Origin of the sequence: Ureibacillus sp. FSL E2-3493, from assembly GCF_038077515.1 — a bacterium.
GTDB classification, from domain to species: Bacteria; Bacillota; Bacilli; order Bacillales_A; family Planococcaceae; genus Ureibacillus; species Ureibacillus halotolerans.
On sequence record NZ_JBBOPK010000001.1, the window covers coordinates 1,823,870 to 1,846,067 of the forward strand.

Sequence of the window (22,198 nt, forward strand, 5' to 3'; positions counted from 1 at the left end):
AGATTATTTCTAGCAACTAGGGAGTACAGTTTTTTAAGTTAAAATGTTCCATTATTTAACGCTCTTTGCATTGCTTTTACAAGTTGGGATGGCTTACTAATAAAACCATCTTGTGTCGTACCGAATCTTCTTTGTAATGCTCTAATCATGAGTGAGGGATAACTTATAAATCCATCAACCGTTGTTCCTAAATCTTTCTGCATTGCACGAATTAATTGGCTTCCGCCACTACCAAAGCGAGCTGATGGAATATTTACAGTCGACGGATTTCTCGGTTGGCCGCTAATAATGCCATCGACTGTTGTACCATAATGACGTTGCAATGCTCTTGTTGTTGCTGGTCCCCAATAACCATCTACCGCAAGTTTTGTTGATGACTGGGATGGTTTTTCACTTGGTGTTGGAACTGGTGTTGGAGTTAGTGAATTTACTGGAGGTCGGCTAGGTGTTGAAACCGGTGTTTCTTGTTCAGATTCAGCTACTTTACTGAGCCCTAAAAAACGAGCAAGACTTTGGGCAACAGATTTTCCAACATTCGCTAGAATTTCATCATTACGTAATTTTACGATATCAATCGTACTATCCATAAAACCGCCTTCAATTAAAATAGAAGGCATTTCTGTTTCACGAACAATGTGTAGGTTCGCTCGTTTTATTCCTCTATTTGTTAAGCCATAAGCTTTAACAACTGCTGGATGAATGGCGTTTGCTAATGCAACACTTTGAGGAGATGGGTATGTGAAAGTGTATGTTTCTACACCTGTATGAGTCCCCCATCGACCAGATAGGGCGTTGTGATGAAATGAAATATAATAATCTGCACCCCAACTATTTGCGCCGTTTGTCCGTACAATTAATGGAACATCTGTTTCTCCAGTTGGATCATCAAATCTTTTCGTAATAACCCCTTTATACAAGGCTAATTCATTCGCAAAAGCACGGGCAACTTTATTGTTAAAAGACCACTCTCTTTCTCCGTCTGGTGACCGTTTTCCTGGTGTATGATATCCATGACCGGCACCATATCCTATTTTTATCATTTTTCATCACCCTCGGAAATAGTATATGCATAGAATAAATAGAGGTTAGAACAGTTGCCTCAAATTTGAAAAAGAATTCTCTATTCTATTAAATACTATCCGATAGGAGGAAAAGAGACTTCCGTAAATAAAAAGTTTCACGAAATTAGGTATTGGAGATTGATAAGCTATCCTTTTTAAGAATTAAGGAATATCATTTACAACCAGAAGTTGAACACTGGATTCAAACCAGTTTAATTTTTCTCTTAATCGAACTACTTCACCAACAATAATCATGCTAGGGTTGGTGATTTGCTCCTGCTTTGCCATTTCTTCAATATTATCTAAAGTGCCTACTAATGTACGCTGAAAAGCAGTAGTTCCTTTATGAATAAGGGCAACGGGTGTTTCTTTACTTTTACCATTGGCAATTAGTTGTTCGGTAATATGCTTTAAATTTCTCATTCCCATATAAATGGCTAACGTATCAATACTTGAAGCTAAAGCGGACCAATTCATATTATCCGTTTCCCCTTGTTTACGATGGCCAGTTATTAGCGCAAAAGAAGAACTATAGTTTCGGTGAGTTACTGGTATGCCTGCATAAGCAGCGGTTGCAATACTCGATGTTATTCCAGGAACAATTTCAAAAGGAACTCCTGCATTAATACAAGCTTCAGCTTCTTCACCACCTCGACCAAATATAAATGGGTCGCCACCTTTTAAACGAGTAACAATTTTTCCTTGCTTTGCGTATTTTACTAATTCAAGATTAATCGTATTTTGTTGCATCGTATGACAATTCGGTAGCTTACCACAGGAAATGATTTCAGCTCCCTTTTTAGCATATTTCAATAAATTTGGATTAATCAATCGATCATAGAGAATAACATCAGCTTTTTTTATACAATTTAATCCTTTTACTGTAATCAACTCTTCATCACCTGGACCAGCACCTACGATATATACAGTTCCCATTTATAAATCCTCTACTTCTTTAATGGAACTTGATTGTTTTATTTTGTACAAGCTGACTCCATTTTTTGAAAATCCATGGTAAGTTGCATAAAGGACTAATCCTGTAAAAATAAAACCACCTATTATATTCCCAAATAACACAGGAATTTGGTTCCAAACCCACCAGTCACCAAAACCAACATCAGCACCCAATAACATACCTGCTGGAATGACAAACATGTTAACTACGGCATGTTCGAATCCTTGAGCAAAGAAGATTAAAATAGGTAGCCACATCGCAACAATTTTTCCAATAGTAGACTGAGTAGTCATTGCCATTACAGCCCCTAGAGAGACCATCCAATTACAAAGAACTGCTTTGACTATAATTACAATAATGCCTGTTGCGCCAATGGCCTGATAGCCAATTGTTTTTGCTTCAGCAACTTGAATAATTTTTTCAGCTATCATATTCTCCGATGTCGTTCCAAAATTTGTTACTGTAACAACGAATAATACCGCATAAATAAAGCCGCCAATTAAATGCCCTACAATAACCCAAAACCAATTCGAAAACATTTCTTTGATTGTTGCTTTTTTCTCGAGTACTGCCAATGGAATTAAAGCAAAATTCCCAGTGACCAATTCCAATCCAAGTAAAATAATGATAACAAAAGCAGCAGGAAACAGAATCGCACCTACAATGCCTAATTTTGTTTGCATTTCAGCTGAGAAAGCCAATGTTGTTCCAAACCCTAATAAAGCACCTGATAATATACCCCGTAAGACCATATTATGAATCGATAGTTTTGCTTTGTCTGTCCCTGCTTCAATCATATTTTCAATCACTTGCTTCGGTTTTACATATGACATAGGCATTCTCCTTTTTATTTAATAGTGGATACTTCCTTAAATGATTAAGAAAGAAGAATATAAACATCGTCCCCTTTGACTTCTACTTGATAAGTTTTGACACATCCATGATCCGGTTCTTGAACTTTACCTGTCGTAACGTCAATTTTCCAATCGTGCATTGGGCAAAAAACATGCTGTCCACTAATTAAACCTTCTACTAATACACCGCCTTTGTGGGGACACCGATTTTCAATCGCATAAAATTCCCCACTTTTCAAATGAAATAAAGCTATTTCTGTTTCTCCTACACGAATCGTTTTTCCGAAGTCCTTTGCTACTTCATCAATTTTTAATACCTTTATACGTTCCACTACTTGTTTCATCCTGTTCCCTCCCGTTTGGAATAATTAGACTTTTACTTTTTCAAACAACTCACTTTTTAACTTCTCACTATGAATAATCTTCTTCCAAGGATCTTGTTGAACAGATAAAGCAACTTCTAATCGTTCATTTAATTCTTTTCGTTGTTTTGGATTTTCAATAACGGCTTTAATATTGTCTAAGCCCATTCGCTCTAACCATTTAGATGTCCGTTCTAAATAAATTCCCGTTTCGCGATAATATTGGAAGTAAGCTGATGCGTATTCAATTACTTCGTCCGCTGTTTTTACTTTTCCTAGTAGGTCAGCTGCTCGTAGATGGGTACCTCCATTCCCCCCTACATACATTTCAAATCCACCTTCTACTCCAACTACACCAAAATCTTTAATACCTGATTCGGCACAATTTCTCGGGCAAGCGGATACGGCCATTTTAAATTTATGGGGACTGCCTACTCGTTCTAAACGTTTCTCTAAAGCAATTCCTAAACTCATAGAATCCTGTGTGCCAAAACGACAGAACGTTTCTCCAACACATGTTTTCACTGTTCGTAAAGTTTTACCATATGCATAACCTGAAGGCATATCAAGTTCTTCCCAAACCTTAGGTAAATCTTCTTTTTCGATACCGAAAATATCAATTCGTTGGCCACCAGTAATTTTCAATAACTTTGCGTTATATTTATCAGCCACATCGGCGATTTTCCGTAATTGATCTGAATTTGTCACACCCCCATACATACGGGGTACAACACCAAAGGAACCATCCTTTTGAATATTGGCATGTAAGCGTTCATTTACATAACGGGATTCATTTTCATCTTCATAGTCAAGTGGATAAATCATGCCTAAATAATAATTTAGAGCTGGACGGCATTTTGAACAGCCTTCACTAGTCGACCAACCTAAAACATTCATCACTTCCCGAGTATGCATTAATTTTTTGTTACGAATTGCATCTAAAACTTCGTCACGGGATAAATCCGTACAACTACACAAAGTTTCTTTCGAAGCTGTTGCAACAAATTGATCACCTAAAGTGATTTCAAGTAATTCAGAGATCATTGATTTACAGCCGCCGCACGATCTTGAAGCACTCGTACATGCTTTTATTCCATCAACAGATGTACACTCCTGTTCATGAATCGCTTGTACGATTGTTCCTTTAGATACACCATTACAACCACAAATGATTTCATCGGAAGCCATTGACGCAACAACACTTTCGCCCGAATCACCTCCAATCGGCTGCAATAAACTTACCTTTACTGTATCTGAAATATCAGCCTGTTTTTTAATCATGGAAAAAAGTCGATTTCCTTCTTTACTATCACCGAACAGTACCGCACCGACTAACTTCTTTCCGACAAATACCATTTTTTTATAAATACCATCTTGTTCGTCAAACACCTTTAAAGCTTTTCTTTCTCCGCCTTCGATGAAATCTCCAGCAGAAAAAACTTCCACTCCAGAAACTTTTAATTGGGTAGATACAACTGAACCTTTATAAGGAGTTGTTTCATATCCACTAATCTTTTTAGCTAATACTTTCCCTTGTTCAAAAAGAGGAGCAACTAATCCATATGCGATTCCATTATGTTCTGCACATTCTCCAACAGCATATATGTTAGGAAAACTCGTTTCCAAGAAGTCATTGACTATAATGCCACGGTTCGTTTTAAGCCCCGCACTTTTTGCTAAATCGATATTTGGTTTAATCCCAACTGCCATCACAACTAGGTCGCACATCAATGTTTCTCCATCTGAAAACTTTAAAAATTCCACTCTTTTTTGACCAACTATTTCTGTTGTATTTTTTTGTAGTAAAAAACGCATCCCTTGTTTTTCCAACTCTTTTTTTAATAAAGTAGCTGCAGCTTCATCCAATTGTCGATCCATTAAATTTTCTCCAAGGTGTACAACCGTTACATCCATTCCTAAATTTAATAAACCTCTAGCCGCTTCTAATCCTAAAAGTCCCCCTCCAATTACAGCTGCTTTTCGATATTTTTTTGAGGCTGCAAGCATTTCATCGGTATCTTTCATGTCTCTGAAAGTCGTTACTCCCTCTAAGTCCGTTCCAGGTATCGGTAAAATAAATGGTTTTGATCCAGTAGCTAATATAAGCTCATCATAGGTTAAAGTTGTTCCCACATTTGTTGTAATCATCTTTTCTTCTCTATCAATATAAATTACCTTTTCATTCGTTAACAATTGAATATTGTTCTCCTCATACCAATCCCAATCATTTAATGTGATATCATCTAACGTCGTATCACCTTGTAATACTTTAGACAATAAAATTCGATTATAATTTGGATGAGGTTCTTCACCAATTATCGTTATTTCAAATTGATCTTTTGAAATTGCTAAAATTTCTTCAATTGTTTTTACACCCGCCATCCCATTTCCAACAAGGACTAATCGTCTTTTTTCCATTTATAATCCTCCTCTTATCGTTTTGAATTAACAGAAAATTCTAAACTATATCTATGTCAGATAATATCACATAAGAAGTATTTGTAAAGCATCTTTTTTCCAATTTTTCATAGAAAACGTTTTCTTTTTGCTTGATTTTTATAGTAAGAAGTCAAATTCGACGGATTTTTAAACGTTTTCATAAAATTTATGTAAGTTTTTTTAACATTTAGAATTTTATCATCGGTTTTCTGTTAATATGAAATAAAGAATAGTTTAGGAGGGCGAAACAATGGGTGGATTAGACGATAAATGTATTGCCTTATTAGGCACACGTAAAGTAGACGAACAAATGAATATTATTAAGCAACTTGGAGGTTCTGCTGTTCACCGACCAGCGCAAGGAACTGTATTTTTTGACTCCAGTTTTATAGGTAGTGAAATTAAAGAAATTATTAACGGTAAATTTCAATGGATTATTTTCACAACAGGTATTGGAATTGATAAATTATTTGAGGTTGCAAAGGAGATGGATTATGAAGAAAATCTTCAACAAGCCCTTTCCACTATGAAAATTGCCGTTCGCGGGTATAAAGGTGCGAATTCCTTAAAGAAAAGAGGATTATTTCCGATTGTTAGAGATGATGATGGAAGTATTGCAGGACTAATTCGTGCATTTGCTTCCCATAATCTTAAGAATCAATCCGTTGCCGTTCAATTATACGGATCCCCTTCAATTGAATTGATAAATTGGTTAAAGGAGCAACAAGCAAACTTTCAGGAAATTATTCCATATCAACATATCCCACCTCAAAAGGAGATATTGGAACAACTATTGAATGAAATTCTAACAAATCAATTGGATGCTGTCAGTTTTACTAGCGTTCAACAAGTACATTACGTTTTTAAATATGCGAAACAACGCAATCTTCATTTTGAACTTTTAAGTGCATTGGAAGAAAACGTTTTAGCGCTTCCAATAGGAAAAGTGACAGGTAATGCCTTAAAGGAACAAGGAGTTAAAAGAATGCTCATTCCTCAAGATGAACGAATCGGGAGTGCTTTAATGACTTTAAATAAATATTTTAAGGAAAGCGTCACTAGGTCCAATTAACCTTTGTCTCATTATAAATGGCTAATTCATCAAAATGAATTAGCCATTCTTTAATTAAAACTTAAAAATATTTCCTCTTCTTCTTTATAAGTCCTTCTATATTTTGATTCCCTTCATAGAATGGAAGTAAATTTCTTAAAAGGAGATGGACTCATGTTTGCTGTTCATTTTTATGAAAAAAATAACCTTTTTATTAGTCAATTACTTAATCATATTCCAACTGAAGGTGCTGAAATTAAACTGAAAGGTCGTAAAGGAAAAGTAATAAGTGTAACCGAAATTGAGCCTAACAAATATCATGTACAGCTTGAATTAGAAACAGTAAAGAAACAATCTTTAGTCAATAACGTAGATAAGAAGAAAAGAAGATAAAAGTTGTTATGATTATCAGTACCACTTTTTTGCTCCTACAGCATTTCAAAGTGGTTTTTTCATTTTAAATGAGCTTGTACGTCTTGTATAATCCATTGAGATGCTGAAAGTAAATCAGGAAAAACAGCATCGGCTAATGGATCATTTTCACCAAGGAAGACCGTTTTCGTCCCTGCTTTTTTACCCGCTTGTATATCCGTATCTGTATCTCCTACCATATAGCTGTTCTCTAAATTCACATGATATTTTCTACTTAAATCGATTAGCATTTTACTGCCTGGTTTTCGGCACTCACATCCTGCTTTCGGTTTATGAGGACAAAAGGCCACATCATGTATGATTGCACCAAATTTAGCTAATTCCTTCACCATATGTTCGTGAATTTGAATAAGTTGAGACTCCTTCATAAAACCAAGTCCTACTCCCCCTTGATTTGTCACTACAAAAATAAAATCAAAATAGCGATTTAATTGTTTAATGGCTTCTGGAACACCCGGTAAAAAATAAAAATCCTTTGGTTGATTTACAAACTTCACTCGATTAGTTAAAACCTCATTAATAACGCCATCCCGATCTAAAAACACAGCACTATTCATTCCTTCACACCTTTTTATTTATAACTTTATTTTTTATTAAATGATCAATTAACTTTACCTTTTTAATATAACTAATAAATACGGGGAAAAGGGATTTCGATTTCGTGATCATTTTGTTTTTAATCGTATGGAACATTCCAGGGATTTGTTTAATCGTTCCCCTGTCTATTGCTTTTACTTTATTTGTAAATGTTTGGAGATTCCCTTTTATCTCTTTTCCATTTTCCATTACTTCAATCACAAGCGTTTCAACTAATGACATAAAGAAAACTAAAATCAATAACATCGTTATGACGATGTCAGCAAGTTGCTCTATTTTCCCAGCAACATCTATCGTTACGATCATTTTTACTAGAAAAAAAATTACGCCACTGCCAAAGGTAATCGATGCATTATAAAGTATGTAATTGTAAGATATTTTTTTACCTAAATACACATTCGTAGCGGTAATTGTAATCATCATAACAAAAGAAAGAATTAAAACGAAAACATAATTCATCTTCAACACCTACTTTTTGAATAATTATATACCAATTATTCCATAAATTAGGTGATGTTATTCAATATATGGAAAATTAACGTTTCTTTAATAATCCACAACCTTTTGTAACTTTTAAGTACAAATTTAAAATCTACAAATGGTTACATTATTCATTTCTTTTTACGCAAAATATAAATGAGAAAATCAAAAAATAATAGGAGGGACTACATTGAAACAATTAAATAAATATTGGATTTATGTCTTAACAACTTTCCTAGCAGTAGGAATTTCCTTTAGCTCTGTAGCATCGGTTTCCGCTCATAATAACCATCATAAGTTTCACGATGAATATGAACAACTTGATCCTAAAACAAAAGAAAAAGTAGACAATATTTTAAGTTTTTTAAAAACAGACTTAAAGGAACTTGGTTTGGAAATACCGGATCATAAAGAAAAATACGAACAATTTGATAAATTAGACGATGAAACGAAAAAAAAGATAAAGGAAATTTTCAAACAATTAAAATCAGGTGAAATTACAAAAGAAGAGGCCAATCAGCAGTTTAAAGCTCTTGGAGTAAATCCCCCAGAAAAACATAAGCATTGTCTAGCATTTGAGAATTTAGATGAAACAACGAAAACAAAAGTAAAAGAAATCTTTAAGCAAAAGAAAGATGGGACAATTACAAAAAAAGAAGCAGATCAAAAATTAGCTGCTCTTGGAGTTGAAATGCCTAAACATCCAATGCATGAAAGTTATGAAAAATTAGACGAAAAAACAAAAGAAAAAGTAAAAAGTCGTGTAGAGGAAGCAAAGGCAGAATTTAAAAAAATCGATGTGACATTTCCAAAGAAATTTGATTACTTAACAAAGTAAACATTAAAAAGCGTGTGAATTCATCACACGCTTTTCATTATTAAACAAGATCATTTTTATTTTTATCTTCTTTGTCGCCTTTTCCGTCATTTTCGTAAAGATTTAATGCCCGTTCTCTTTCTTCCTTCGAAAAATCAGGTTCATCACCGAATTCTGTTTGGTAATTCATATTTGTATATGCATTGGAATGACGATTATCTTCAAGCACCACTTCGTCATCTTTTAATTCTCTAAACAACAGTGGTATACATAATAAACCAGCTAATCCGACTAGGCTATACACAATTCTTGATAATGCTGATTCTTGACCTCCAAACAGTGTTGCAACTAAATCAAAATTAAATAAACCGATTAATCCCCAGTTAATTGCCCCAATAATGACAAGAACAAGTGAAATTCGATATATAATACCCATGTGAACCTCCTACAATCAATTTTTATTGTGCATCTTTATTTTTTGCAATCCGCATAAATTTATACTGTTATTCGTTGAATATAACGAATTATGCGGTCATATTCTAAAATATGATGAAAATCATTTGCCCAAATTTCCAGTTTTTATTAAGAAAATTTGGAATCGCTCAACGAGAAGGGAAGAAAAAAATTGATCGTAAAACAAAGATATGTGAAAAAAAGTGATGTTGTATGGTGTACAGAATCAGAAAGTTGTACTTCTGTTTTAGCAAAACTGAAAGAATCTGGCTTCCGCTGCATTCCGATTCTTGATGACCATGGGCAAAAATTTATTGGAAATGCATATAAAGTAGCGATTTTGGAACATTTATTGGAACAACCCAATATGGATATTCCGATATCACAACTTGTTCAAGATGTAGATGGACGCATTTATGAAGAAAGCTCTTTTTTTAAAGTGTTCTTTTCAATAAAACGACTACCCTATTTAGCTGTAGTTGATGAACATCAACAATTTGTAGGCATTATTACCCATTCGAAAGTATTTGAATTGTTGGAAGAAGCTTGGGGATATAAAACAGGCAGTTGTGCATTAACAATTGCCCTTCCTGATACGGAAGGAATTTTAGCTAAAATTTTAACTCTCATTAAGAAAAAATCTACTATAAAGGGTGTATTTTCAATCGATGATGACAATTGGTATTTAAGAAGAATTATTGTGACTTTAGGTAAAGGAGCAAACAACCAAACCATTAAAGAAGTAGAAGAACTTCTTCACAAAGTAGGAGCAAGGCTAATCGATGTAGAAATATTTAATCAAGATCAATTCAAATGAACAAATGCGATTGAGAAAAACTTCTCAATCGCATTTCCTTTTAATTTAAATTAAATTTATATACATCTCGATCATTTAATTGTTGTATTGGCCGATTATTCTGTAAAAAAATGGAGCTAAAACGATTAATTTGTTCATTCGACATTTCAATTGGCTCCTCTAAGATTAACCAGTTAACACCTTCTGTACATGGAGGAGCTGTTAAAGATCCCACATATTGATATACTTCTTTATTTTCAGGTAAAAGCTGTTGTAAATCAACAGGGTTTTTTAACAATTTCACTGCCGCATCACCATCAGTTGGTATTTCATCCCACATTTCTGCTAAAACGGCATTTTCTTTTCCACTTTCAATGAATAAACCGATAATGGCTAGCTCACCCTCTTCTGATTCATGGAAAAGTTGCGCTTCCATATCGAAGTATTGGCCATTTAATTGGTGCTCACTCGGAGAATGGAAATGAATTCCTGTTAATTTAAATTCCTTGTCGTTCATTAAAAGAGAATTATCTAATGTAGTTGAGTTAGCTTCTATTGTATGTCCAATATTTTCCACCGCAAATATCGCTTGATCGTAATTTAATGACACTTGTTCTGCTAATTTTTTTGCCTGCTCTTCGTCAATCGTTTCATTTACTTCTATGTTAATAGGCGATTGTAATGTACCTTTGCCACAAGCTTCATAATTGGAATTAACATTCAACATTTCATTTGAATTGTTCGTTTCCCCATTAGGAGAAGCCCCATTGTTCGCTGTTAATTGTTGTTTATTTTCAACTGGGGCTTGTTCAATTGGAGGATTTACTATATAGCTTACTGCGACTACAACAATGGCAATTAATAAAAAAGCATAGATGTAGCTTTTTTTCATTTGTGTTTTCTCCTTTTTCATATACTTTTTATCAAGGTAGCCAATAATCTATTCTTTCTATTCAACATAAGAAAATTTTTATTTTTATAAGGAAAAATTATTTAATATAAAATAAACCTCCGTTGATGATTTCGACTTTAATTCGAGGGTTAAACCGGTCTTCCAATCCCCTTTTCTCAATTTCATAACTTTCCGGTTTTTCTTTTACGCCAACATAAAAGTAATCTAACACTTCCTGTTCTTTAACCCATCGTTTTTTTGCTTCTTCTGCCCAAGAATGATCATCCTTTTGGATAATATTTTGAATCATTAAATCTAACCGTTCCAAAGCTCTTGTTGGCTTTATAATATATTGCAAACAAAAAGTATCTTTAGGTGGTAGAGGTTCCAAATCTAATTGACTAACAAATTCATGAAAATGGTCTTCAATCTCGCCATTTATTAAATTAATTCCTAAAGAATAAAGCTTTTCCTTTGTGTAATCACAATAATAGGAAACTTTATAATTAACACAAAAATATGGTGTTAACGTTTGTTGTTTCCCTTCCTCATTACTAAATTGTTGATACATCTTTACGAATGAACCAAGGTCCTTTGTTGCTTTAAATATTTGATTTAATCTTCCAGAACCGAAATGAATAATTTCACCCATTAATGGATTATCTATTTTTGTTCGATTCGTAATTAATGTAAGTCTGGCTGGATTTGGCGTACTATTTGTTGCCTCGATATATTGCCAGTAGAAGGGGCGATTCATTATTTTTTTATCAATATCAACTGTTAATTGAACCATTAATAAATGCCCTTCATCAGATAGAACTTCGCAACCTGTTTCATTAAAAAAGCTTTTTAAATAATTATGAATTTCCTCAGCATACATAAAATTAGTACCCCTTTTTCATCCAAGGTCTATTTTTTTATAGTTAATCATCCAACAATTACGCCTTTCGAGTTAAAATGTCGTCTAAATCTCCTACTACTTTTTCAAAAACATCAATTTTACTACTTAATAAATCTAAAATTTTCTGCTCAATCGTCTGTTCAATCGCTAAATTATAAATATGGACATCTTCTTCTTGTCCTAAACGGTGAACACGCCCTATTCTTTGTTCCAACTTCATCGGATTCCACGGTAAATCATAGTTAATAACATGATGACAGAATTGAAGGTTAATCCCCTCTCCTCCAGACTCTGTTGCTATAAGCACTTGAGCACGTTCTCGGAATAATTGTTTCATCCAATCCCGTTTACTTTTACTAAATTTCCCGTTAAATAATACACTAGTAATTCCTTTTGTGTATAAATACCATTGTAAATAAGCTTGTGTTGCTCGATATTCAGTAAAAATAATGACTTTATCTTGTGCTTTTTCTATAATTTCAATTACCTTTTCCGCTTTTGCATTAATTTCTAGATTCATTAACTTCTCCATTATTGCTTCTATATATTCCTTCTCTTCTGATTGAGCACATTTTTGGAGCATTTTATTTAACGTTAAAAAGGTCGCTTCTTTACTGCTACACATTTCCTTCAGTAAAGTCACCATTGTAAAGGAGCTTGAAAAGATTGAGGATATTGATTTCAATTCACTAATCATGTCGTAAACTTCTTTTTCTTGTTCAGTGAACTGTACTGTTATCGTTTGAACTTTCCTTCTTGTCCACTCAACTCCCGTATCATGTCTTCTGTTCCTTACCATTACTTGATTCACAAGCTCTCTTAAATATTTCTCTCCATCTAGACTATTTTTTGTAGCTGAAAAGGAACTTTGAAATGCCTCATAGTTACCTAAATGACCAGGTTTTAATAAAGAAACTAAGTAAAAGATCTCAAATACATCATTTTGAATCGGTGTTGCTGTTAATAACAGGCAAAACTTTTTCTTTAAACTTTGTACGAATTCATAGATTTGCGTTTTATGATTTTTTAATTTATGTGCTTCATCTATAATGATCATATCGTAATCTTGTTCATAAATTTTTTCTCGATGGGGACTTTTTTTGGCAGTATCCATACTCATAACTACCACATCATAATGATCAATAGGTGTATTTTTCCGATAGGAGATAGCTGGTATGAAAAAACGTACATTCAACTCTGTCACCCATTGGTTTTGCAACGATGCGGGAACTAAAATAAGGGCTTTCTTCACTAAACCACGAATCATATATTCTTTCATAATCAAACCGGCTTCTATGGTTTTCCCTAGACCTACCTCATCTGCTAAAATCGCTTTTCCATTCATCTTTTCGATAACGGTTTGGGCTGCTTCTACTTGATGAGGTAATAATTGTAAGTTTGTTAAAAATTTCGGAGCTTGCAATCCGGAAAACTCAGGTATTAAGTTCATTTTCTCAATTTCATAACTCATTTTATAAAGGGTCCAACTATCCCATGGACCATCTTGTTCAAAGCGTTCAAAAAAGTCCTCTCTCCAGTTAGTCGATCGTTCAATAATCATTTGAAGACACCTCGCTTGTTATAACTTTTATAATGTCCAAAAAATAAAAAAATATAAATGAACATTGGAGTAAAACAAGCATTTTAGTGAAAATAATAAATTTATGGATGTTTTTAGAAATAAGTGGGATTTGTTTCATTTTATTTGGAAGACCCATTTATACCTTTGGATGATATACGTAAAGGAACAAAAAAAGAACAGAAACTTATCTGTCCTTTAAGTCAGCTTCTGCTACTTTTTTTACCCTTCCCATAAATTGAATAACAGGTTTATCAGATGCAAACTTTACTAATGGTTTTAAAAACCATTTCAAAGGTTGATTCGTCGTCTTGTATTTAAAAAGCGTTTTTTGATCATCTATTTTTTCCAATTCATATTGGGCTGATATATTAAACCATTGTGCAAGATTAAATCCTATCGTTAGTTTTTTATAATCGCACTCATTCTCATACTCTAACGTTTTTACTTCATACTCTTGGATTCGTTTACCTTCTCGATATTTTTGAAGATATACACTTCCAACTTTATTGGAAGTGAGCTTAAGCGGTTCATGGGATACAACTTGAGGCATTATTTTTTGCATTTCTTCTACATTACCATCGAATAACTTCCATATTTTTTCTATTGATGCATGAATTACGATTTCTTTTGACCAGGATTTCACTTTTCCCCCCCAAAGTATGTCTTACTCTTATACTATCTTTTCCAACTATAATTTACCAATAACTTGTAACTTTATACGGATAGCAGAAACTCAAAAAATGGAAATTAATTTAAAAGACCTACGTTAATTTCTCTTTCAAAAGCAGCTAATTTAAATTTTAGCTCCCCTATATTTTGTTACAAATATATCCAAATCCACATCATTTTGTAACATAAAGTTCAGCATATTGTAAAAAGAAAAATATTGTAAATTTGTTAGTAATTATATAAAATATCTTTTGTAAACTATTTTATACATGTATACTATTTTATACAATTTGAAAATTAGTAGTACAAAAGCTCCATGGAGAAATTAGAAAATGTGAAATTTTTCACTTTGAAAGTGATCCAATAATAGTTTTGTAATATAATATTTTTCAATTAAAAATTTCAAATTTTCTAACTATTTAATCACTCATTTATTTTCTTTCTTTTCAACAAGTATTCTTAAAAAATCGTCATTATTCGAGTATGTGTCGACTTCGACAATTTGCATTTTGACAAATTCACCTTAATTGGACTAATTTTTTTAAAACAAGTCTTGATTATTTTAAAATACGGAGGTTGTTAGGGATTACTAGCGTTACGCAAAAAAAAAATTTATTACAAAGATTAAAATGAAAATATGTGTCTATTTAAAAGATTAATTGTGACATATTTGTGAATTCCGTTTTTTCAACCATGAACCGACATAATTTTTAAGATAAGTAATATACAATTACTAAAGTAAATTACAAATCTATTAAATTTTAATATAATACTAAATCTTGGAGGATTATTTAAATGCGAAGTAAATTTTATAGACAAATTTTAAAACTACTTATTGAAATGAAAAGAAAGGATATGTATAAAAAAGCAAACAATTTAGGCTTTACTCACCCCGAAACTGTAACATGTAGCCAAGAATTAGATGCTTTACTTAATATCTATTTACATAAAGCTGCATAAAGGAGGAATTTTTATTATCACATTACAATTTTTATTTGTATATTATCCCAGTTAGGCTAGAGTCAATCTGCTTAACTGGGATTTTCAATTTCAAATTATGAGAAATTAGCCGTTACATTTAAGTGTAAGTATATTACCCTTCACTTACTTACAATCTTCAACATTATATGTAGCTGCATAAATAATTATGTATGAACAACGATTGGAATATCACATTCTAATTTCGCTACTCATGTTACATATTCTTCTGTTTGATCCATCCATTTTTCACTGACAAACTATCATTATTATTGTAGGATTACTTAATTTTATTACTTACTATTCACTATTATTGAATTACCCGAAGAAACGTCTGTTAAACAAAAAATTTGATTTTTTTAAAATTTTACTAGTATATTTCCTTTCTCAACTCCACCTCATTATATTTGGTGTATTTGTGGAATAGATATGTGAGGAAAAATACATTGGGTATGATGAAGTTAAAAGGTAAAACTAAAAGAGTTTGCAATAAAGTGATGTCAACTTTATTGCAAACTCACAAAGTAATATGTAACACCTCTTAGAAAGCGAAATTAATTATAAAGGGATTTTACATTTTTTTTTGATTTTTCTAAATTTAGCACCTCTTCTTCAATGTTCTCGCATTGTTTTTCAATGATACGGTACACATCGTATAAAATGGAGTTATATAGGTAGGGTGATACAGTTTCTTGAATAAACAATAGGAGCTTTTCTATTTCTTGATCCGAAAGATTTACCGTCATTTCATTAAAGAAAAAGTTCTGAATCTCATAAAATAATTGATACTGTTCTTTTGAAAAATTTAAACTCACTCAATGTTCCCCCTTTTCTCTCTCTTTTCTCACTATCAATATATATAACATAATTCCCATTATTTTACTAATCACTGATTTGCTTTTCCTTAATTTGTTAAAAAATATACAAAAGTATAAAAAATAAAAAGGTATTACGTAATTGTAATAACCTTTCATATATATTATTAATCTGCTTTACACCTATATAAAGGATTATCTAAATCATTTTTTCCTGAATGATTTTTCAAAGCTTCTACAAAAACAAACTGTTCTTCTGGATAACGATAACATGTCAGTTTTCCTCCAAAGACAACACCTTGATCAATGTTAATCGTATTATTTTTCATAAACGGTTCTGGTTTTGGGTCATGTCCCCATACAATCTTTAATTCCCCTTCGTGCTTTTCAAACCAATCGCGTCTAATCGGTTTACCTTTATCATCCATTCCTGCTACATCCCCATAGCGACAAAAATTTTTAATTTTATTATTTTCTTTTCCGATATATTCATCTTTAATTCCTGCATGGGTACAAACAAGTTTTTCCTTACCATTTTCAGTAACAATATAATGGGAAGGGGCTTCCAAAAGCAATGTCTTAAGTTTGGCCTTTAAATCCTGCGTCTTTTGCAATCCATATTCCTTTTCATACAATCTAAACTCCTCTGCAACTTTTTCATCACCATGTCGTAGTTGAACATTCCGCCCATCTAACCACCGCGCAATTTTCCAACCATGATTACTATCAATCATATAGGCTAGCCCTGCTTCAACATGCTTCAAGAAAAAAACCATCGTTAAAATGGACTGTATTTCGCAAGTAAAAATTGAGCCATTTATTAATTAAAAACTGATCCACTTAAACCGAACTATTTTCTAGCCATTCTTTTGTATCTAATATTCGATAAGATGGTCCAACCATGTCTATCATATAGGCTCTATGTGTTAATCGGTCTGTTAAAGCAGCTGTTAAAACTGGATCATGAAAAACTTCTTCCCAGCGATCAAATGATAAATTACTTGTAACTATCGTTGACGCTCGTCCTGCCCGTAGGGAAAGATGAGTAAATAATAATTCTGCGCCTTCTTTATCAAAAGAAATGTAACCTAGCTCATCGATAATCACTAAATCATACTTTTCAAACCTCAATTCAAATGAACGTAACGTTCTTTCAGAACGGCTTTCTTTTAACTGATTTACAAGGGATGACACCGTTGTAAAATACACCTTATAACCTGCTAAACAAGCTTCAATTCCTAAACCAATTGCTATATGTGTTTTACCTGTACCTGGTGATCCGATTAATAAAACGTTTTGTTTTTCTTGAATAAAATCTAATTTCTTTAAATGAGAGAGACGAGAGGCCGCATTTTGCGGTAATCTCTCAGTCTCTAATTCAGTTAATAGTTTCTTTTCTGGAAAATTCGCTGAACGAATCCGATTCGCTTTTGCTCGCACTTCTCGATCTTGCATCTCTTGGACCAGTGCGTGATATAAGAAATCTTCTGCTGTCTGATATTGTTTCCACATATCATCATCTTGTATAAATCCTCGAATGCTTGGTAGTCGAAGTTCTTTACACATTTCAATCATTTCTTGTCGCTTATCCATTAATGAAGCACCCCTGTCTTTTTAGTTTCGAATAATGCCGTAATGGCTGAAAGATTTTCGAGAGATTGGGTGGTGACCTCATTTTTGGAATGTACAGTTTTATGAATGTGTTCGCATTGATTAGCTAAGAAAATAATCTTATCTGTTGATATTTGAACCATAGGGTTCTTCTCAAGTTGTTCAACTGCCACTATGATTTTTTCTAGATTGTTATGTTCTTTTAGATAGATAAGTAACTCTAGAAAATCTCGCTCATTTCCAATATAATAATCTTTGTATAATTTTTTTATTTTTGTTGGTGCTTGACTCAAACATTCACTTTGAGCCAATGCACCTTTTTTCTTTTCAAATGTACGTAAGTAATGATAGATATCCATAATCCACTGATGGATCTGCCAACTTCGCTTATGTGTTGCGATACAGGCATTATCACTAAAAATAAGAATTTTTTCCGCACTCGCTTTTACTTTCACCCATTCTCCTACATGTCCTTCTGGAACAGAATAACGATTTTGTCTATAAGTAATCGTGCTATATTTGTCCACTCTAAATTCAAACAACTCAGAGGCATCAAATGGAATAATATCTGCACTTACTTGCCGAGCTGCACGTTCTTCTAGCATTAATTCATGGTGGGTTTGATTTTTCTTATAATGTTTACGAGAGTTTAATCTCATGATGATTTCTGTTAGATAGGCCTGAGCTTCTTCTAAACTTGTAAACGTATCTCGATGGGCAAATGCTTTCCGACGGATGTATTCTACACTCCGCTCCACATGCCCCTTCTGATTTCCTTTTCTCGGTTCACATAGTCGTATTTTAAAATGATAATGCATCGATAGATTTTTCATACCATCGGTAATCTCACGCTCAGTTCCAATAAAGTTTTTTACAACAGTTCGCATATTATCGTATGTAAATACCTCTGGTACAAAGCCTAAATAGTTAATACACTTTACATGTGCATCTTGTACACAAACCATTGTTTCTGATTCATACAAATAGGCAAATCGATCATTACTATATGGTAGGGTAAAGACCGCCATCGAAAGAGAACGTAACGTTTGATCAATGATTAATTTTACTTCACCCCAGTCAAATTCAATCTCATGACCAGCAGTTGCCTTTTGACGAATAAACACTTCTTTTTGACGTTTCTCCTCACTATTTACAAAATTTCTAACAGTGGTATAACTAATTTCAAAACCTTCATCTAATAACTTTTCATGAATATCAATCATTTTTAGTTGTTGCTTGTGCATCTGATGTTGCCGTTTAAATTCATTATCTTTTAACATTTTTCGAATACGTTTCATCACCGTAGGTGTTAATGCACGTTTATTGCCTTTTCGCTTTTTATACGACGGAGGCGTTACATAGTTATCTGTAATAGGTAGTTCTCGAATATCTTGCTTTCTTTTTTCAAGATCCTCTTCGATATACTTTTTTACAGTATTCCGAGAAATCCCAAGCTCCTTCGCAATTTGACGTTGACTCTTATTTTCTTTATGAAAGGCTAATAAAACTTTTTGTTTCTTCTCCAAAGAAATCACCTCTATACGCTCCTAACTCTATGAAGTTAGGATTATTTTCATATAAAAGTGGCTCACTTTTCAACTGCGATGGTGGCTCAGTTTTAGCTTATCAAATACAATGGACTTTGGCCCTCTGCTCATAACGTCACCTAAAGAAACTAATTTCCTACCATTTGGGTGATAGAAAAACCCTTTATCTTTTTGTTTGTAACCTAGTTTTTCAAGAAGTATAAGGAATTCATCATAACAAGCATGAATATCCCCTACGATATCTAGCCCTTCTCCAACTTCTATTCTCATATAAAACCCCTCCATACCGAATCAATTCAAATTTGGATAAAAATAAAAATGGAAATAACTTATACATATCATTTATTATTAGAAAATTGGAATAAAAACATGCAGAAGAAATAAGGGGAAAAGTATGTAAGGGTAGTTTGGAATAGGAATGGTAAAGACATCAATCACCTCTTATTAGGTGATTGATTTTTACTTTTATAAAATGGAATTCAATTTATAGCCCATTATTTTATATGTTAAAACATTTATTATGTAGTTTCTTCGGTAAGGGCTAGTTTACTTAGACTTATATTGTTCTTTGAATATCTTTCCATTTTTCCTTTGCTACTTGCTCATCAAAAGTACTAATTAATCGATAATTTTCATCATCTAAAATACGAAAATGTTTACTTAATAAATTTCGTTGAAGTTTAAAGCCTTTATATTCTGTAATATTCTTCCACATAATATGTCCGCCCATTGTTTTTTCTTGAGGACGAATAATTACGTCATGGACTGTTAATTCAATCACTTCTAACGGATCCCCACCCATTTGTTTTTGTAAAATGCAGCTTTCCCGAAACAGAGCACATATGGCAATTGCTGTCGTCCAATCAGCAAGGGTCCGTTCTTTTTCAATTTGAACTAATGTTTTTTTGGATATTCCTAGTATTTCTGCCATTTTATCTTGAGTGTAATTGTGCTCTGTCCTTATTGTTTTCAAATTCTCAGAAGCAATTTGAATAATAAAGTCACGATCCATCGATACCACCCCAAAAGTTGTTAATTTTACCTTTTTTCTTTTTATTAAATCAATATAGTAAGAAACATCTCCTAAATGTTAGACCGTCAAAGGGAGAAAAAGGTTACATATTATAAAGAAATTTTCCAAATTTTTTTACAGGTTAGGCAAAATGAATAATCTGCATGAACATTTTTAGTTAGAAAATGAAAGGATTAATTTGAATTTACTAATTTATTTAATCGTTTAGTTAAATAAGCTTTCCATTCCTCAGCAAGCTCCTTGACTTCCAACATCTTTTTTATCCCTTCTATGTCCTTAGGACGATGAAAATATAAATCGTTACCATATAAAACGGAAACTCGTTTTGGGTGTTTTTCAATTAACCGAATTTTGGAATTTTGGCATACATTTCCTTCTTCTAAAACTCGGCATAAGTATCCTGTGAAACCCGTTTCAACCATCCTTTTCATAATAAGAGGATTATTTGTTCTTTTTGTAATCGTACTACATGGAACTCTACCTTGAGTTATTTGAATGACCGCATCTCCAAGTTGATAAATATCCCCAATATGAACATCTGCTTCTAACATATTTGTTACCGTAATATTTTCTCCGAATGTAGAAGCTGAAAGGACGTGACCAAACTCTTCTTCCCAAAGTTTATAATGTTCAAAAGGGTAAACACAAACTGCTCGATCAGGTCCACCATGATGTTTTAAATCCGCAACTCCATCTCCATTAAAACCATTTTTAGTTAAATAAGCTTCTTCAACTTGTTCTTTACAAATGGCCGTTGATACTTCTAAGTCATCTCCGTACTTCATCTGTTTCGGTAAACCGATTGAAAAGTTTTTTAATTCAATCACTATATCATTCCTTTTTAGTTCATTTGTTTCTCTTATTATAACAAAATTTAACAATAAAAAGGAAAAAGCATCTAGACAAAATTGTCTAGATGCAAAACTTAGCTAATTGCCATATTAAAAAAGATATCTTTATTTTGTATTTGTAAAGCCCCCATCAATTCGAATAACTTCACCATTAATATATTCAGCTTTTGAAGTTAATAAGAAAGTAACAAGTTCAGCTACTTCTTCCGGAGTACCTAAACGTTTTTGAGGAATACCACCTGTTGCATTTTTTTTCATTTCAGGATTTGCTTCATAAAAAGTTTTTACCATTGGTGTTTCAGTTGGTCCAGGAGCAATTGCGTTTACTCGTAAGCCATCTTTCGCATATTCTGCCACCATACTTTTTGTTAGTCCCACAATCCCATGTTTTGTAGCGGAATACGTTACAACAGAATCTTGTCCAATGACACCTGCACTTGAAGCCGTGTTAACAATGGAACCTCCACCATTCTTTAACATGACTTCGGCAACATAACGAACACCGTAAAGAGCACCAAGTAAATTAATGCCAACAATTTGATTAATTTCCTCTAATGTTGTATCTAAAAAGAATTTACCACTACCAGAAATTCCTGCGTTATTAAAGAAGTAATCAATTGTACCAAAATGGCTTACTGTTTGATCGACATAATTTTTTACGTCTTCAGGTTTTGACACATCTGCTTTAACGAAAATTGAATCGACGCCAATTTCTTTTACCATTACTACCGTTTCGTTTCCACCTTTTTCACTTACATCTACTACAACAATATTAATACCCTCTTGGGCTAAACGAACAGCAGTAGCTTGTCCTAAACCGCTACCTCCACCAGTAATAATCGCAACTTTACTCATAGAAAATTCCTCCAATAGACCGTATGAAATACTGTAATTCAAATGTGAAAAATAAAATTATACATAGTATATACAGATTTCTTACAATCATAATTTACTTTGGATAGTGATATGACTTATTGACTATCCAATAAAACAACCCTAACAAATATTTGTTAGGGTGTCTA

The 22,198-nt window shown here is 33.0% G+C and carries 25 protein-coding genes; 5 read left to right on the forward strand and 20 right to left on the reverse strand.

The window, feature by feature from the left end; all coding sequences use genetic code 11:
* Positions 1–38: 38 nt before the first annotated feature.
* From MHH69_RS09245 to nirB, 5 genes are all read right to left on the reverse strand, one after another.
* Positions 39–1,040, reverse strand: coding sequence for an N-acetylmuramoyl-L-alanine amidase (locus MHH69_RS09245; RefSeq protein ID WP_341362180.1), 1,002 nt, complete (start codon positions 1,038–1,040; stop codon positions 39–41).
* 183 nt (positions 1,041–1,223) lie between these two features.
* The gene (gene cobA / locus MHH69_RS09250) at positions 1,224–1,997 is read right to left on the reverse strand and encodes a uroporphyrinogen-III C-methyltransferase (protein WP_122970528.1); all 774 of its coding nucleotides are present in this window, start codon (positions 1,995–1,997) and stop codon (positions 1,224–1,226) included.
* Positions 1,998–2,849 (reverse strand): formate/nitrite transporter family protein, encoded by an 852-nt coding sequence (locus MHH69_RS09255; protein ID WP_341362181.1) that lies wholly within the window; start codon positions 2,847–2,849, stop codon positions 1,998–2,000.
* A 44-nt stretch (positions 2,850–2,893) separates the two neighbouring features.
* Entirely contained in the window at positions 2,894–3,214 is a 321-nt protein-coding gene (nirD, locus tag MHH69_RS09260) for a nitrite reductase small subunit NirD (protein ID WP_122970526.1), read from the reverse strand.
* Positions 3,215–3,238: 24 nt separating this feature from the next.
* Positions 3,239–5,650, reverse strand: coding sequence for a nitrite reductase large subunit NirB (gene nirB, locus MHH69_RS09265; protein WP_341362182.1), 2,412 nt, complete (start codon positions 5,648–5,650; stop codon positions 3,239–3,241).
* Positions 5,651–5,921: 271 nt separating this feature from the next.
* On the opposite strand from nirB, the gene MHH69_RS09270 reads away from it, so the two are divergent.
* Positions 5,922–6,743 carry a uroporphyrinogen-III synthase gene (locus MHH69_RS09270; RefSeq protein ID WP_341362183.1) on the forward strand — a complete coding sequence of 274 codons (822 nt, stop codon included), beginning with the start codon at positions 5,922–5,924 and terminating at the stop codon, positions 6,741–6,743.
* A 153-nt stretch (positions 6,744–6,896) separates the two neighbouring features.
* On the forward strand, positions 6,897–7,115 hold the full coding sequence (locus MHH69_RS09275; RefSeq protein WP_122970523.1) for a hypothetical protein: 219 nt from the start codon (positions 6,897–6,899) through the stop codon (positions 7,113–7,115).
* Positions 7,116–7,174: 59 nt separating this feature from the next.
* Here MHH69_RS09275 and MHH69_RS09280 read toward each other — a convergent pair whose 3' ends face one another.
* Together MHH69_RS09280 and MHH69_RS09285 are read right to left on the reverse strand one after the other, a co-directional pair.
* Positions 7,175–7,711, reverse strand: a complete 537-nt coding sequence (locus MHH69_RS09280; protein WP_341362184.1) for a D-glycero-alpha-D-manno-heptose-1,7-bisphosphate 7-phosphatase — start codon at positions 7,709–7,711, stop codon at positions 7,175–7,177.
* 4 nt (positions 7,712–7,715) lie between these two features.
* Entirely contained in the window at positions 7,716–8,210 is a 495-nt protein-coding gene (locus tag MHH69_RS09285; RefSeq protein WP_122970521.1) for a hypothetical protein, read from the reverse strand.
* A gap of 211 nt (positions 8,211–8,421) precedes the next feature.
* Here MHH69_RS09285 and MHH69_RS09290 point away from each other — a divergent pair, with 211 nt between their 5' ends.
* The gene (locus MHH69_RS09290; RefSeq protein ID WP_122970520.1) at positions 8,422–9,069 is read left to right on the forward strand and encodes a hypothetical protein; all 648 of its coding nucleotides are present in this window, start codon (positions 8,422–8,424) and stop codon (positions 9,067–9,069) included.
* Positions 9,070–9,109: 40 nt separating this feature from the next.
* On the opposite strand, the gene MHH69_RS09295 is transcribed toward MHH69_RS09290, so the two are convergent.
* On the reverse strand, positions 9,110–9,484 hold the full coding sequence (locus tag MHH69_RS09295; RefSeq protein WP_122970519.1) for a DUF378 domain-containing protein: 375 nt from the start codon (positions 9,482–9,484) through the stop codon (positions 9,110–9,112).
* A 189-nt stretch (positions 9,485–9,673) separates the two neighbouring features.
* On the opposite strand from MHH69_RS09295, the gene cbpA reads away from it, so the two are divergent.
* The gene (cbpA, locus tag MHH69_RS09300) at positions 9,674–10,318 is read left to right on the forward strand and encodes a cyclic di-AMP binding protein CbpA (RefSeq protein WP_341362185.1); all 645 of its coding nucleotides are present in this window, start codon (positions 9,674–9,676) and stop codon (positions 10,316–10,318) included.
* A gap of 40 nt (positions 10,319–10,358) precedes the next feature.
* Here the strand turns inward: cbpA and MHH69_RS09305 are convergent, their stop codons facing one another.
* From MHH69_RS09305 to MHH69_RS09320, 4 genes are all read right to left on the reverse strand, one after another.
* Positions 10,359–11,189, reverse strand: coding sequence for a carbonic anhydrase (locus MHH69_RS09305; protein WP_341362186.1), 831 nt, complete (start codon positions 11,187–11,189; stop codon positions 10,359–10,361).
* 97 nt (positions 11,190–11,286) lie between these two features.
* Positions 11,287–12,069 (reverse strand): YqhG family protein, encoded by a 783-nt coding sequence (locus tag MHH69_RS09310; protein WP_341362187.1) that lies wholly within the window; start codon positions 12,067–12,069, stop codon positions 11,287–11,289.
* Between the two features lie 58 nt (positions 12,070–12,127).
* Positions 12,128–13,651, reverse strand: coding sequence for a DEAD/DEAH box helicase (locus tag MHH69_RS09315; RefSeq protein WP_122970515.1), 1,524 nt, complete (start codon positions 13,649–13,651; stop codon positions 12,128–12,130).
* 205 nt (positions 13,652–13,856) lie between these two features.
* The gene (locus MHH69_RS09320; protein ID WP_122970514.1) at positions 13,857–14,315 is read right to left on the reverse strand and encodes an SRPBCC family protein; all 459 of its coding nucleotides are present in this window, start codon (positions 14,313–14,315) and stop codon (positions 13,857–13,859) included.
* 821 nt (positions 14,316–15,136) lie between these two features.
* On the opposite strand from MHH69_RS09320, the gene MHH69_RS09325 reads away from it, so the two are divergent.
* Positions 15,137–15,301, forward strand: coding sequence for an aspartyl-phosphate phosphatase Spo0E family protein (locus MHH69_RS09325; protein ID WP_122970513.1), 165 nt, complete (start codon positions 15,137–15,139; stop codon positions 15,299–15,301).
* A gap of 572 nt (positions 15,302–15,873) precedes the next feature.
* Here the strand turns inward: MHH69_RS09325 and MHH69_RS09330 are convergent.
* The 8 genes from MHH69_RS09330 to MHH69_RS09365 all read right to left on the reverse strand — a co-directional run bounded on the left by MHH69_RS09330 (position 15,874) and on the right by MHH69_RS09365 (position 22,031).
* A complete protein-coding gene (locus MHH69_RS09330; protein ID WP_122972635.1) occupies positions 15,874–16,134 on the reverse strand; it encodes a DUF2164 family protein in 261 nt (86 codons plus the stop codon).
* 167 nt (positions 16,135–16,301) lie between these two features.
* A complete protein-coding gene (locus tag MHH69_RS09335; RefSeq protein WP_341362188.1) occupies positions 16,302–16,898 on the reverse strand; it encodes a biotin transporter BioY in 597 nt (198 codons plus the stop codon).
* Positions 16,899–16,974: 76 nt separating this feature from the next.
* Positions 16,975–17,727 carry an IS21-like element helper ATPase IstB gene (gene istB, locus MHH69_RS09340; protein ID WP_341361466.1) on the reverse strand — a complete coding sequence of 251 codons (753 nt, stop codon included), beginning with the start codon at positions 17,725–17,727 and terminating at the stop codon, positions 16,975–16,977.
* Positions 17,727–19,271 (reverse strand): IS21 family transposase, encoded by a 1,545-nt coding sequence (istA, locus tag MHH69_RS09345; RefSeq protein WP_341361467.1) that lies wholly within the window; start codon positions 19,269–19,271, stop codon positions 17,727–17,729. The genes istB and istA overlap by 1 nt, the downstream gene beginning before the upstream one ends.
* A 69-nt stretch (positions 19,272–19,340) precedes the next feature.
* Positions 19,341–19,562 carry a hypothetical protein gene (locus MHH69_RS09350; RefSeq protein WP_341362189.1) on the reverse strand — a complete coding sequence of 74 codons (222 nt, stop codon included), beginning with the start codon at positions 19,560–19,562 and terminating at the stop codon, positions 19,341–19,343.
* Positions 19,563–19,848: 286 nt separating this feature from the next.
* Positions 19,849–20,304, reverse strand: a complete 456-nt coding sequence (locus MHH69_RS09355; protein ID WP_122972637.1) for a helix-turn-helix transcriptional regulator — start codon at positions 20,302–20,304, stop codon at positions 19,849–19,851.
* Between the two features lie 194 nt (positions 20,305–20,498).
* Positions 20,499–21,110 carry an MOSC domain-containing protein gene (locus MHH69_RS09360; protein WP_406928244.1) on the reverse strand — a complete coding sequence of 204 codons (612 nt, stop codon included), beginning with the start codon at positions 21,108–21,110 and terminating at the stop codon, positions 20,499–20,501.
* Between the two features lie 171 nt (positions 21,111–21,281).
* Positions 21,282–22,031, reverse strand: coding sequence for an SDR family NAD(P)-dependent oxidoreductase (locus MHH69_RS09365; protein ID WP_122972638.1), 750 nt, complete (start codon positions 22,029–22,031; stop codon positions 21,282–21,284).
* Positions 22,032–22,198 lie beyond the last annotated feature (167 nt).

Bases quoted from the DNA above. Each gene is read 5' to 3' on its own strand.
- MHH69_RS09245 (WP_341362180.1), bottom strand. From the start codon at position 1,040: ATGATAAAAATAGGATATGGTGCCGGTCATGGATATCATACACCAGGA.
- cobA (WP_122970528.1), bottom strand. From the start codon at position 1,997: ATGGGAACTGTATATATCGTAGGTGCTGGTCCAGGTGATGAAGAGTTG.
- MHH69_RS09255 (WP_341362181.1), bottom strand. From the start codon at position 2,849: ATGTCATATGTAAAACCGAAGCAAGTGATTGAAAATATGATTGAAGCA.
- nirD (WP_122970526.1), bottom strand. From the start codon at position 3,214: ATGAAACAAGTAGTGGAACGTATAAAGGTATTAAAAATTGATGAAGTA.
- nirB (WP_341362182.1), bottom strand. From the start codon at position 5,650: ATGGAAAAAAGACGATTAGTCCTTGTTGGAAATGGGATGGCGGGTGTA.
- MHH69_RS09270 (WP_341362183.1), top strand. From the start codon at position 5,922: ATGGGTGGATTAGACGATAAATGTATTGCCTTATTAGGCACACGTAAA.
- MHH69_RS09275 (WP_122970523.1), top strand. From the start codon at position 6,897: ATGTTTGCTGTTCATTTTTATGAAAAAAATAACCTTTTTATTAGTCAA.
- MHH69_RS09280 (WP_341362184.1), bottom strand. From the start codon at position 7,711: ATGAATAGTGCTGTGTTTTTAGATCGGGATGGCGTTATTAATGAGGTT.
- MHH69_RS09285 (WP_122970521.1), bottom strand. From the start codon at position 8,210: ATGAATTATGTTTTCGTTTTAATTCTTTCTTTTGTTATGATGATTACA.
- MHH69_RS09295 (WP_122970519.1), bottom strand. From the start codon at position 9,484: ATGGGTATTATATATCGAATTTCACTTGTTCTTGTCATTATTGGGGCA.
- MHH69_RS09305 (WP_341362186.1), bottom strand. From the start codon at position 11,189: ATGAAAAAAAGCTACATCTATGCTTTTTTATTAATTGCCATTGTTGTA.
- MHH69_RS09310 (WP_341362187.1), bottom strand. From the start codon at position 12,069: ATGTATGCTGAGGAAATTCATAATTATTTAAAAAGCTTTTTTAATGAA.
- MHH69_RS09315 (WP_122970515.1), bottom strand. From the start codon at position 13,651: ATGATTATTGAACGATCGACTAACTGGAGAGAGGACTTTTTTGAACGC.
- MHH69_RS09325 (WP_122970513.1), top strand. From the start codon at position 15,137: ATGCGAAGTAAATTTTATAGACAAATTTTAAAACTACTTATTGAAATG.
- istB (WP_341361466.1), bottom strand. From the start codon at position 17,727: ATGGATAAGCGACAAGAAATGATTGAAATGTGTAAAGAACTTCGACTA.
- MHH69_RS09350 (WP_341362189.1), bottom strand. From the start codon at position 19,562: ATGAGAATAGAAGTTGGAGAAGGGCTAGATATCGTAGGGGATATTCAT.
- MHH69_RS09355 (WP_122972637.1), bottom strand. From the start codon at position 20,304: ATGGATCGTGACTTTATTATTCAAATTGCTTCTGAGAATTTGAAAACA.
- MHH69_RS09360 (WP_406928244.1), bottom strand. From the start codon at position 21,110: ATGAAGTACGGAGATGACTTAGAAGTATCAACGGCCATTTGTAAAGAA.
- MHH69_RS09365 (WP_122972638.1), bottom strand. From the start codon at position 22,031: ATGAGTAAAGTTGCGATTATTACTGGTGGAGGTAGCGGTTTAGGACAA.